The sequence below is a fragment of the Salinarchaeum sp. Harcht-Bsk1 genome (genome assembly GCF_000403645.1).
Classification (GTDB): domain Archaea; phylum Halobacteriota; class Halobacteria; order Halobacteriales; family Salinarchaeaceae; genus Salinarchaeum.
The window spans coordinates 249,559-260,872 of record NC_021313.1; the positions used below are offsets into that span (position 1 = coordinate 249,559).

At 65.9% G+C, this 11,314-nt stretch carries 15 protein-coding genes; 7 read left to right on the forward strand and 8 right to left on the reverse strand.

Going from position 1 to position 11,314, the window contains the following annotated elements; all coding sequences use genetic code 11:
- Window positions 1-55: 55 nt before the first annotated feature.
- The 3 genes from L593_RS15815 (at window position 56) to L593_RS01225 (ending at window position 2,612) form a co-directional block, all read left to right on the forward strand.
- Entirely contained in the window at window positions 56-220 is a 165-nt protein-coding gene (locus L593_RS15815) for a DUF6757 family protein (protein ID WP_020445092.1), read from the forward strand.
- A 100-nt stretch (window positions 221-320) separates the two neighbouring features.
- Window positions 321-1,511, forward strand: coding sequence for a 3-dehydroquinate synthase II (locus tag L593_RS01220; protein ID WP_020445093.1), 1,191 nt, complete (start codon window positions 321-323; stop codon window positions 1,509-1,511).
- Window positions 1,512-1,595: 84 nt separating this feature from the next.
- Window positions 1,596-2,612: a glycosyltransferase family 4 protein gene (locus L593_RS01225; RefSeq protein ID WP_020445094.1), complete on the forward strand. Its 1,017-nt coding sequence runs from the start codon at window positions 1,596-1,598 to the stop codon at window positions 2,610-2,612.
- A gap of 24 nt (window positions 2,613-2,636) precedes the next feature.
- Here L593_RS01225 and L593_RS01230 read toward each other — a convergent pair whose 3' ends face one another.
- From L593_RS01230 to L593_RS01245, 4 genes are all read right to left on the reverse strand, one after another.
- On the reverse strand, window positions 2,637-3,062 hold the full coding sequence (locus L593_RS01230) for a zinc ribbon domain-containing protein (RefSeq protein WP_020445095.1): 426 nt from the start codon (window positions 3,060-3,062) through the stop codon (window positions 2,637-2,639).
- A gap of 26 nt (window positions 3,063-3,088) precedes the next feature.
- Window positions 3,089-3,778, reverse strand: coding sequence for a type I 3-dehydroquinate dehydratase (locus tag L593_RS01235; RefSeq protein ID WP_020445096.1), 690 nt, complete (start codon window positions 3,776-3,778; stop codon window positions 3,089-3,091).
- A 126-nt stretch (window positions 3,779-3,904) separates the two neighbouring features.
- On the reverse strand, window positions 3,905-4,867 hold the full coding sequence (locus L593_RS01240) for a transcription initiation factor IIB family protein (RefSeq protein WP_020445097.1): 963 nt from the start codon (window positions 4,865-4,867) through the stop codon (window positions 3,905-3,907).
- 198 nt (window positions 4,868-5,065) lie between these two features.
- The gene (locus tag L593_RS01245; RefSeq protein ID WP_020445098.1) at window positions 5,066-5,899 is read right to left on the reverse strand and encodes a TFIIB-type zinc ribbon-containing protein; all 834 of its coding nucleotides are present in this window, start codon (window positions 5,897-5,899) and stop codon (window positions 5,066-5,068) included.
- 147 nt (window positions 5,900-6,046) lie between these two features.
- Here L593_RS01245 and L593_RS01250 point away from each other — a divergent pair, with 147 nt between their 5' ends.
- A complete protein-coding gene (locus tag L593_RS01250) occupies window positions 6,047-6,427 on the forward strand; it encodes a hypothetical protein (protein WP_020445099.1) in 381 nt (126 codons plus the stop codon).
- A gap of 85 nt (window positions 6,428-6,512) precedes the next feature.
- The gene (locus L593_RS01255; protein ID WP_020445100.1) at window positions 6,513-7,046 is read left to right on the forward strand and encodes a DUF5813 family protein; all 534 of its coding nucleotides are present in this window, start codon (window positions 6,513-6,515) and stop codon (window positions 7,044-7,046) included.
- Window positions 7,047-7,244: 198 nt separating this feature from the next.
- Here the strand turns inward: L593_RS01255 and L593_RS01260 are convergent, their stop codons facing one another.
- Window positions 7,245-7,475 carry an Lrp/AsnC family transcriptional regulator gene (locus L593_RS01260; RefSeq protein ID WP_020445101.1) on the reverse strand — a complete coding sequence of 77 codons (231 nt, stop codon included), beginning with the start codon at window positions 7,473-7,475 and terminating at the stop codon, window positions 7,245-7,247.
- A complete protein-coding gene (locus L593_RS01265; RefSeq protein WP_020445102.1) occupies window positions 7,475-8,161 on the reverse strand; it encodes a TrkA family potassium uptake protein in 687 nt (228 codons plus the stop codon). The genes L593_RS01260 and L593_RS01265 overlap by 1 nt, the downstream gene beginning before the upstream one ends.
- Before the next feature lie 209 nt (window positions 8,162-8,370).
- Between L593_RS01265 and L593_RS01270 the strand changes: the two genes are divergently transcribed.
- Window positions 8,371-8,601: an Lrp/AsnC family transcriptional regulator gene (locus L593_RS01270; protein WP_020445103.1), complete on the forward strand. Its 231-nt coding sequence runs from the start codon at window positions 8,371-8,373 to the stop codon at window positions 8,599-8,601.
- A 216-nt stretch (window positions 8,602-8,817) separates the two neighbouring features.
- A complete protein-coding gene (locus L593_RS01275) occupies window positions 8,818-9,141 on the forward strand; it encodes a hypothetical protein (RefSeq protein WP_020445104.1) in 324 nt (107 codons plus the stop codon).
- A gap of 36 nt (window positions 9,142-9,177) precedes the next feature.
- On the opposite strand, the gene L593_RS01280 is transcribed toward L593_RS01275, so the two are convergent.
- Both L593_RS01280 and L593_RS01285 read right to left on the reverse strand, forming a co-directional pair.
- On the reverse strand, window positions 9,178-10,236 hold the full coding sequence (locus tag L593_RS01280; protein WP_020445105.1) for an NAD(P)-dependent glycerol-1-phosphate dehydrogenase: 1,059 nt from the start codon (window positions 10,234-10,236) through the stop codon (window positions 9,178-9,180).
- A 61-nt stretch (window positions 10,237-10,297) separates the two neighbouring features.
- Window positions 10,298-11,278: an NAD-dependent epimerase/dehydratase family protein gene (locus L593_RS01285; protein ID WP_020445106.1), complete on the reverse strand. Its 981-nt coding sequence runs from the start codon at window positions 11,276-11,278 to the stop codon at window positions 10,298-10,300.
- Between the last annotated feature and the right edge of the window lie 36 nt (window positions 11,279-11,314).

The window sequence follows — 11,314 nt, forward strand, 5'->3', positions numbered from 1 at the left end:
CGAGTAAATGACTGACAACGCAGCCTTCAAACCACCTGAGTGCCAACGAGTTCCCATGCAGTGTCACTACTGTGAGAAACCCGCCGCGTACGCGGCGGAGTCGGAGGGGGTGAAAGTCGGGCTCTGCGAGGAGCACTTCCAGACGCGAATCGAGGAACTCGCGGAGTCCGACACGCTGGAGTCCATCCGCGAGCGGGTGGACGTGGACCGACAGGAGTAGCGAGTCTTCGCTTCGTCGTCTCCGTTTTCGCCGCCGTCGCCCGGTGGCCACGCCTGACGGTTCCGCCACGTTGAAGCCACCCGCACGCGCAGTCGCCGACATGACGCGATCTGTCTGGTTGAAGGCCGACGACGAGGTCGGCGACTGGGAGGAGCGAAAGCGCCGCATCACGGCCGGTCTGGAATCGGGCGTCGACTGGGTGCTCGTCGACGAACACGACGTCGGCCGCGTGAAGGAACTCGGCGACGTCAAGGTCGCGGCCTTCTCGACCGGCGGCGACGCCGCGATGATCGACGACGCCGAGGGCGACGGCGACGCCGGGCCCGAGGCCGACGCCTACGTCGTCGGCAAGGACGGCGAGGGCGACGGCACCGTCGACCTCCCGAACGACCTCTCCGGTTCTGCAGACCTCTCGACGCTCCGCCGGGACGACGACCGCGCCACCGGCTCGTACGTCCGCATCTTCGACTCCGACTACGAGGGCTTCGCGGAGTCCGCCGCACAGGAGGCCGAGTACACCATCGTCATCGGCGAGAACTGGCAGATCATCCCGCTCGAGAACCTCATCGCTCGTATCGGCGACGAGACGACGCTGATCGCTGGCGTCACGGAGGCCGAAGAGGCCCGGACGGCCTACGAGACACTGGAGATCGGCGCCGACGCCGTCTTGCTCGACAGCTCCGACCCCGACGAAATCCGCGAGACCGTCGCCGTCCACGACGAGGCGGATCGCGAGACGCTCGAACTGCGCTGGGCGGAGGTGACCGGCATCGAGCGTGCCGGCTCCGCGGATCGCGTCTGCGTCGACACGGGGCAGCTCATGGACCACGACGAGGGCATGCTGGTCGGCTCGATGAGCCGGGGCCTCTTCTTCGTCCATGCGGAGACCGCCGAATCGCCGTACGTCGCCTCCCGACCGTTCCGCGTCAACGCCGGGGCCGTCCACGCCTACGTGCGGACCCCCGACGGTGGGACGAAGTACCTCTCGGAACTCGAGAGCGGCGACGAGGTCCAGGTCGTCGATACGGACGGCAACACGCGCGAGGCGGTCGTCGGTCGTGCGAAGATCGAGCAACGGCCGATGTTCCGCCTCGAGGCGGAGGTCGAGACCGACGACGGCGTCGACCGGGTGGAGACGCTCCTCCAGAACGCCGAAACGATCAAGGTCCCGACGAGCGACGGCAGGACGGCGATCACAGACGTCGAGGAAGGCGACGAGGTCCTCATCTACTACGAGGACACCGCCCGACACTTCGGCGAGGCCGTCGAGGAGTCCATCATCGAGAAGTAGCGTCTCCGCACCGCCCGCACGCGGCGCTTCGATCGACCAGACTGCACGACAGACCGCCGTTCGAGCCAGGAAGATCGTCCACGCATGAAGATCAGCCACTACTTCGAGTGGGAGGACGCGATCACCGGCGGGTTCGCGGAGTCGGTCAACAACCAGCGAACGATCATGGATCGGCGCGGGATCGAGTACACGACCTCGCCGGACCTCTCCGCGGACCTCCTCCACCTGAACAATATGGGGCCGCGATCGATCTACTACGCCAAGCGCGCCCACCGGGCCGACGTCCCCGTCGTCGCGCACACCCACAACACTGCCGCGGACTTCCGGGAGAGCTTCGTCTTCTCGAACCTCCTCGCCAGACCCCTCCGCCCATACCTTGCGTACGGCTACTCCCAGGCGGACCACCTGATCTGCCCGTCCGCACACAATCAGTCGGTGATCGAGACCGACTACACGGATACGCCATCGACGGTCATCTCCAACGGCTTCGACGCCGGGCGCTACGAGGGGTGGGACGATCCGGACCTTCGCGAGGAGTATCTCGACCGGTACGACCTCGAACCGCCGGTCGTGTTCATGTTCGGCCACGTCATCAAGCGCAAGGGGCTCCGCACGTTCGTCGAGACCGCCGAGGCGATGCCGGACCTCGACTTCGTCTGGTTCGGCTACGTCAATCCTGCCGGCGGCACGCTCGACAAGTACCTCCAGCCTCGGGAAACCCGGAAGCTGGTCGCGAACTCGCCGTCGAACTGTACCTTCACCGGTTACATCGAGGATCCCCGTGGTGCGATGGCTGCCGGCGACGTGTTCTTCTGGCCCTCGAAGAACGAGAACGAGGGGATGGCGCTGCTGGAGGCGATGCACTGTGGCAAGCCGCCCGTCATCCGCTCGATTCCGACCTACGAGTGGCTCGAGGACGGCGAGGACTGCATCAAGGCCGACGAGGCGTTCGTTGAGCCGCTCCGACGGCTGTGTTCGGACGAGCGGCTCCGCGAGGAGATCGGCTCCGCCGCGGCGCGAACGAGCGAGCAGTTCTCCCTCGAAACCGTCGGCGACGACCTGGTTGCTCTGTACGAACGACTGCTCACCGAGCGGTCCTGATCTGCAAGTTCGTCGACGGGCCCCTCACTGGGGCTCCCACTCGTCGAGGCGGGTCGTGCACCAGTGACAGAAGTCGAGATCCTCGTCGAGTTCGTGGCCACAGACCGGACAATCCGGAGTGGTCTCGCCTGCAGCCTCGCGAACCCGACGTGCCCTTGCACCCCGAGCGATCGTATACGCGTCGGCGATAGAAAACGCGAACACCGTGACGACCACGAGCAGCCCGACGGTCGAGGCTTCGGCGGTCATCGTCTCCGAGGCAGTCACAATCGAGTTCGGGTCGGTGACGCTCGCTTCCGAGACGGCGTTCTCCGGCAACGCAAGGGCCACGGTTCCGACGCCGAGGACGAACCAGAGCAGCGATCGCGCCCACTCCCGCAGGTAGAGGTGGCCCAGTCCAGGGTAGAGGAAGGCCAGCAACGCGGCGAGCCAGGGGCGCGGTCGTCCCATACCCCGCGCTTGCTCGTCCCGACTGTTTATGCTTCGGGTTTCGCTTCGAGACGTGCCACGAGTTCCGCGAGCGTCGCGACGTCGTACTGCCCGGGGGCGGTTGCGTCGTTCGGATCCACGGGCGCGTAGCCGATACGGGAGCCGTATAGCGGGGCCACCGCCCGCGAGTGACGGCCGGGCTCACCCATGGCCATCGTCGCGATCGGTCGTCCTTGCGCGCAGAACTCGCGCGTTACTGTCAGGAGCGGTGGCACGTCGTCGACGGACTCCGCCGTCGGGACCACCTTGCCGACGTCACCGTACTCGGTCGTCTGGCGGGCCAGCGATCGGAGATCGTCCATCGACGGCGTGCGATCGAAGTCGTGCACCGACGCGACGATCGTCACGTCGTCGCCGACGCGGTCGGGGACGCTCGTCGCGCCCCCTCGCCGCATCGCTTCCAGTTCGACGTCGATCGCTTCGACGGCGTCGTACTCGGCCGCCCTGACGAGGTCGTCGAGCCGTGACTCGTCGTCTGGGGCCTGCCCGCCCTCCCACTCCACGCGGTTCGTCGCGAGAATCGGGAGCGCTCCGTCGTAGGCGTCGAGCAGGGAGAGCGGGTCGGCGGCGAGGTCCATCCGGAACTCGACGGCGTCCGCGTGCTCGCGTGCGGCCGGATGCGTGGCGTCCGAGAGGTCGGCCGTCGAGGCCGTCAAGACGAACTCGCTGAAGTCCATTGTGCAGTCGCTGACGGGCGAGCGAATTGAACCTTTCCACCGGCAGGTACAGCGGCTACGCTGGCGCGTCGGTGGAGCGACCCCAGAACAGACGGGTCGTTGATCGCGGGTTGGAATCGAGTCCGCTCAGGCGACGCCGAGACTCTCCTCGGCTTCGAGCAGTTCGTGGTAGCGGTTGCGGATCGTGACCTCGGAGATGTCCGCGACCTCGCTGACCGCGGCCTGCGTCGTCTTCTCGTTGGTCAGGAGTGCAGCGGCGTACACCGCCGCCGCAGCGAGGCCGACCGGGGACTTGCCGCTGTGGACGCCCTTCTCCTTCGCGTTCTGGAGCAGGGAGCGGGCGCGGTGCTCGGCCTCGTCGGAGAGTTCCAGGCCGGAGGCGAAGCGGGGCACGTAGCTCTCGGGGTCGGCCGGGCGAACCTCAAGGCCCAGTTCGCGAACCACGTAGCGGTAGGTGCGTGCGACTTCGTTCTTCTCGACGCGGGAGACCTCGGAGATCTCGTCGAGGCTGCGAGGGACGCCGGCCTGTCGGGCAGCCGCGTAGACGCAGGACGTCGAGACGCCTTCGATGGATCGGCCGGGGAGCAGGTCCTCCTCGAGTGCGCGCCGATAGATCACGCTCGCGGTCTCGCGGACGTTGTCCGGGAGGCCAAGTGCGGAGGCCATTCGGTCGATCTCGCCGAGCGCCTGCTTGAGGTTCCGCTCCTTGGAGTCGCGGGTGCGGAAGCGCTCGTTCCACTTGCGAAGGCGCTGCATCTTCTCGCGCTGGCGAGCGCCCAGGGAGTTCCCGTAGGCGTCCTTGTCACGCCAGTCGATGTTGGTCGAGAGCCCCTTGTCGTGCATCGTGTTCGTCGTCGGGGCACCGACGCGGGACTTCTGGTTCTTCTCCTTGGAGTCGAAGGCGCGCCACTCCGGACCGCGGTCGATCTCGTCGGTCTCGACGACGAGACCGCAGTCGTCACAGACCGTCTCCCCGTGCTCCTCGTCGTTGACGAGCAAACCCCCGCACTCCGGACAGGAGAGATCCTCTGCTGACTTCTCCGTCGTCTCCTCCTCGGCTCGCTCGCTGGCTCGTGTGCGTTCTCTCATTGCGATGGATGCGTGGTACCGGATCAGGAATCGCAGGTGTCCGGTTGTCGTCTCTTACAGGGTTTCCGCAAGCACCGTATAAGCGTGCCGGTATCGAAGCGTCTGCAGGCCGTAAACGCCCGGAAACCGCCGCAGAATTCTCGACGGCAAACCATGAACGATCGCGTCACCGGGGGCGAAAGCGGCCGATACGCGCCCTCACCAGGTGGTGTCTAGCTGGTCGACGCGTCCCACCGGGTCGACGACGCCCTCCTCGGCCGCGTCGTGGTAGATCCGACCCCAGAGCGCCGCCTGCAGCAGCGTGAAGTACGCCGGGAAGACGAGCCAGATCGCGAACGCCACCGGGATCCCGATGAGAGTGATGACGAAGACGATCGAGAGGACGAAGGCCGCGACGTACAGTACGAAGCTGATGCCGAGATAGTAGGCGACGCCGATCCAGAAGTTCGACGTCGTGAGGAAACGCAGGAAGCGAAGGTCCGAGTAGACCTCTCTGACGCTTCCCCGTCCGTAGAAGACGGGAGTGATCGCCGCGACGGCGACGAGCATCGGGAAGTAGACGAGGTTCGCCAGCACGACCTGATCGGCCAGCAGCAAGGCCGCGTACACTGCTCCGGCCGGAACCATCAGGACGGCGACGGCGACGAAAAGTCTGAAGCCATCGGCGAGGAGGCCCCACCAGTCGCCCAGTTCGGGCGGTGCCGCACGGCCGATGGCGGCAGCCCGACCGACGCGGACCGAGTAGCCGATGAACACGAAGTAGGGAATGATCAGAATCGACAACAGCAGTAGCACCGTCGCGAGTGCGATCGTCCCGAGCCCGTTCGCGAGCGGATATTTGAAGCTGAACTCGAAGACGTCCGCGTCGAAGGGATCACCGTCGAAGGCCAGCCGGCCATCGTCCTCGTCGTTCGGTACGCTCGCTTCCTCCTCGACCGCCCCAACGTCGACGTCGTCGAGTGACGCGCCACACTGCGTACAGAACGCGTCAGTCCGCGCGACGTCCGACCCACACTCCGGACATCGTGGCATGGTTTCGGCTATCTCCTGATTGTACTTAAACGGAAGTGATGGCTTGCAGCCCCTGCAACACGGGGGCTGGGTGCACACCCGACGGCCACCGGTGACGAGGTATCGTCCGGCAGCCCACTTATCAGGGAGGACCACGTTTCGCCGACCATGGGAGCACTTCTGGCCGACGAAGTCGCCGAACGGATCCGAAGCGTCAGCCGAACGGCACTCGGGGAGAGCTGTCGTTCTGTCACCTACTTCACCAAGGACGACTTCGAGCAACTCTACCTCCGAGACGACCTCGAGAAGGACGCGGATCTGACGGGCTTCATCGGGCACGAGTGGCGCGGCTTTCGGCTCACGCAAGCGGCATACGAGGGGACAGAACTTGGCAAGTACAAGTACACGGTCCGGGCCTTCGAGAACGGCTACCTGATCCGCGTGACGGGCGACCGCGAGGGCGTGTTCGTCACCACGGATCCCCGTCCGCTACACGACTTCGAGACGGTCGCCGACGCGCTCCGCGAGGTCTTCCGCGAAGACCTCTAGATCTCTGTAGTCCGCCGGGCAGTCGATCGGTGTGTACCCGACAAGATCGCAATCCCCAACACGATCCCGTGCCTCTGACACGACGATGAACGACGAGTCGAACGACGCCGCCGGTCGCGCCTTCGACGCCAATCCCGCATTCGAACGATCGGCGGACGGTTACGCGGTCACGACGACCCCGTTCGAGGCAACAGTCCGTGCCGAATCGATCGACCACGAGGGCCGAGACGCGCGATTCCACGTCGAAGTGACGATGCCCAGTCTCGACGCTGCCGTTGCCGACGAGCGCGTGGGCGACGTCGTGCAGGATGGCTGGTTCGAGACCCTGGCGTTACGGCTCGAAGACGCCTACGACGTGGCAGAGGTCGACGCCGCATCGGACCCAGAGATCGCCTTGCGGGATTCGACCGTCGAGGCGCGATTCTCCTTTCTCGCCTGGAACGCCGACACGGGCGTCGCCGACGCGAAAGCGATCGTCGATTTCGCCGAAGGAACCTACGTCCAGGGCGTCGTTCCGGGCTACCAGTACGACGACCCGGTAGCGGGGCTGATCGACCGGGCGACCCAGCAGGCCGGCAGCGAGGACAGCGGTGCGAAGCGAGGCGGGACGCCGCTCTAGCGGTGGTCTGGGTTCTCGCTCTCGTTCACTGCAGTGAGAGCTAGATGAGCAGCGCGCTGGCGGTGAAGCTCGTGGCGGGCGTGGATTTCGCTACGGAGAGGGGAGCGTAGACCCGAGAGTAGCTGTTCGCACGAGCAGTGCCAGCGACGAGCCCGCGGCGAAGCTCCCATGCGAGGAAACGCACGCAAAACCGTCCGCTTAGTCCATCGCGATGTACGTCCGCGTGTCCTCCACGCCGTCGATTGCCTGGATCGACGTTGCGGAGACGTCCTTGACCTTGCCCGGCGATTCGACCTCGACCTTCGCGATGAGGTCGACGTCGCCGGCGACGATGTGGGTGTCGACGACGCCCTCGATGTCGTCGATTTCCGAGCGGAGCCGGTCCGCGTCGCCGGTGTTGGCCTTGATCATGACGTAGGCAGTCACCATCAGTTCACACCTCCGGCAGCCGCGCGTCCGGCTTCGCCGACGACGAGTTGACGAACGTCGTCGAGGACGTCGAAGTCGGCGAGGACGACGATCCGGTCACCGTCTTCGAGGGACTCGTCGGACGAGGGGATGCCGAGTGGGCCGTCGGACTTCCCGAACGCGAGCACGGTGGCGTCCGCGGGCAACTGGAGTTCGCTGATCGAGTAGCCGCGGATCGGCGCCTGCATCGTGATGGTGAGTTCCACGACCTGGAGGTGCTGGGCGATGTCTGCGATCGCCCGGATGTCGCCACCAAGCAGAGCGTTCTTGGCGCCGATCGCGCCGAGGCGCTCGGGGTAGACGATCTCGTCGACCTCGGCGGCGTACTTCCGGTAGATCTCTTCGCGGTAGTCCTCGTCAATGCGGAGGACAGTACGCGCGCCGCGATGTTTCCCGATCATACAGGCGGCGAAGTTGACGTTGAGGTCGCCAGTGAGCGCACCGAGTGCGTCGGCCTCCTCGATCCCGGCCTCCTCGAGCATCTCCTCGCGGGAGCCGTCGCCCTCGACGACGTCGTACCCCTGACCGCGAGCCCGTTCGACCTTCGCCGAGTCGCGCTCTACGAGCACGACGTCGTGGCCTTCCTCCTTCAGAACGCGTGCCGTGCGGAGCCCCACACGACCAGCGCCAATGATAACGAACCGCATGTCGGAAACTACACCCCGCCACCAAAAGAAGGTTTGCACCAGCGGCGGGAACCGCCGGCAACGGAAGGGGTCGTCACTGGAGGCCAGCGGAATTCGGCCGCGCTCGATCTACGGTTCCACCAACAGCACGTCCCACCGGCGTGGCAGCACAGCGGTCCGCCACAGGGCGGGACAAGTATTTTGCTGCATGGGAACGTACCGCACAGTCGATGGTCCACGCGTTCGTCATGGTGAAGACGGCAGCGGGTACGTCGGAAGGACTCGTCGACACCCTCCGTACAGTCAGTCCCGTCACCGAGGCGCACATCGTCGCCGGCGAGTACGATATCATCGCCGAGGTCGACGTCGAGAAGGTCTACGACGTGCTCGATACGGTCGCGAACGAGATGCGGTCCCTCGAGGGCGTCGCGGACACCCGAACCTACATTTCGATGAAGTGAGGCGCGACGACGTTTCGATGGAGTGAGGCGCGACGACGTTTCGATGGAGTGAGGCGCGACGACGTTTCCATAGAGTGAGGCGCGACGATATTTCGCTAGGTAGAGCCACAGTCCGGCAGCGTCGCTTCCACCGCTACCGCCCTGGAAGCGGATACCTTCTCGCGCCAGACGACCGTTCCGACACCCGCAAGTGGGATCAGTCCGTACCACGAGGCAATGTCGTTGCTGACGGGAATCGGCGTCGCCGTCATCGTCGCGATCCACACCGTCGTCGCCGTCGTCTTGACCCGGTTCTTCCGCCTCCAGCTAGACACCAACTGGGGCGCCGCAGCCTACACGCTCGTCCTCGTACCGATCGCACTGATCGTCTCCGCGACGGTGCTGAGCGGCGTGCTCGGACTCGGTGGAAACGTCGGCGGGCGCGACGTGGTGTTACTCCTCGTCATCGCGCTGCCGCTCTCGCTGGGAATTACGATCGACTACTTCTGGATGCCCGCTCCCGAAGAGATCGAGCTGCCGGCCGAAACGACCGAGCAGTAGCGCACCGACGACTCGGCGGAACCGACCAACTGCGTTTCAGATCACGCCGGTGTAGGACGCCGCCTGACGCGCTGCCGATTCCTCCAGCCCGTCGCCGAGAATCGTGTACCGATCGCGAATCTCGTATGCCGTCGTCAACGCCTCGACGACCTGTTCGTCCGACACGCCGAGGTCGGCCGCAGTCGTCGGTGCGTCGATCGAATCCAGCGCGTTCCGGATGTCGCTCCACATGCCCCGCTCGCCGGCGTGGAGGTACGCGGTAACGATCGATCCGACGCCGGCCTGGTGCCCGTGGAGGGCTGCGCCGGGGGCGATCCGATCGAGCTGGTGGGAGAAGAGGTGCTCCGCACCGCTGGCCGGTCGCGAGGAGCCGGCGATCGACATCGCGACGCCGGAGGAGACGAGCGCCTTGACGACGACCCAGGCGGATTCTTCGAGCCCCGGCCGAACGGAATCGGCGTTGTCGACGAGGATCTCCGCGGTCATCTCGGAGAGGGCAGCGCCGTACTCGGAGTAGGAGACGTTCTTGAGTCTCCGTGCGAGTCGCCAGTCGAGGACGGCGGTGTAGTTCGAGATGATGTCGGCACAGCCCGCCGTCGTCAGTTCCCAGGGCGCGTCCGCGAGGATCTCCGTGTCGGCGACGACCGCCAGCGGCGGCTCGGCGGCGATCGAGTGGCGGGTTCCCTGGTCCGGCACCGACGCACGGCCGGAGACGATCCCGTCGTGACTCGCCGCGGTCGGCACCGAGACGAACCCGCGATCGATCTCCTCGGCGGCCATCTTCGCGATATCGATCGGCTTGCCGCCGCCGACGCCGATCAGGAAGCCTGGCTCGACCTCGCGGGCGCGATCGATCACGTGCTCGATCGCATCGAAGTTCGCTTCCTGGACCTCGACGATCACCGGGTCCTCACCGTCCGCGGCGAAGTCGGCGGCGATCCGCTCTGCGGCTAGCTCCCGCGGGGTCGGGCTCGTCACGATCAGCGGTTGCCCGTGAAGGTGGAGGTCCGCGACCGCCTCCACGGTGTCGTCGACGACGCCGTGGCCGACGACGACGTTCCGCGGGAGGCGGATCCACGTCGATTTGTCGAACATAGGGGACCTATTCGATGGCTCCGTTTAGTAAGTGCGGGTCGGTCAGCGGGTGCCCACTCGATCAGTTGGCGTCCAGTCGATCGAGTACGGTGTCGGTCTCGGCAGGATCGGGTCCGGGATCTCGCTCGATCTCGTACTCCGTCGTCACCGTCTCGGCGATCGCATCCGCGGGATCGACGGGGTCCCACCCGAGGTCGTAGAGTTTCGTCGTCGAGAGCACGTGCGGGTTCGGATTGTACAGCGGGAAATCGGTCGGTTCCAGGTCGTCGGCCACGAGTTCGCGCTCGCTGGCGGTGACGAGTTCGACGTCGGCGTCGAGGCCGGCGGCGATCGTCTCGACGACCTCGCCGAGTGTGAGGACCCGGTGGTCGCCCACGTTGTAGGCTTCGCCAGCCTCTCCCTGCTCCGCGACGGTCCGGATCGCACGCGCGACGTTTTCGACGGCGACGAGGTGGTGAATATTGGTGCCGTCGCCTGGCACCAGAACGCGATCCTGCTCGCGGACGCGTTCTGTCCAGTAGTTCAGTCGGCCGGTGTAGTCGTGGGAGCCGTAGACGATCGTCGGCCGGACGCTCATCGCGCGAACGCCGTCCGCTGCGGCCTCGAAGACTGCTCGATCGCCTTCGGCCTTTCTCGCGCCGTAGGTCTCGTGGCTGTCGTCGACGGCTTGCTCCTCGGTACACGGTTCGAGGTCGGTCTGGCCCTCCCGCTTGGGTATCTCGTCCGGGCCGTAGGCCGATCCGCTCGAGACGAAGACGTACGCGTCGACGTCGGCGAAAATCTCCGTCGCGATCCGCACTTCGCCGGGATAGTACGCGACGCAGTCCACGACGAGGTCCGGATCGACCTCGTCCCTGGCGTGCTCGAGCGCAGCGTCGCTCTTGCGGTCGCCCTTAACGTGCCCGACGTCGTCGTGGTTCGCGAACGGGTTATCGTGGTTCCCACGGTTGAAGATCGTGACCTCGTAGTCGTGCTCGAGCAGTTCATCGACGAGGTGGCGGCCGATGAAGCGGGTGCCGCCGACGACGAGTGCACTGTCCATGAGGCGTGCTTCTCGGGCAAGCCTCAAAATCGAACG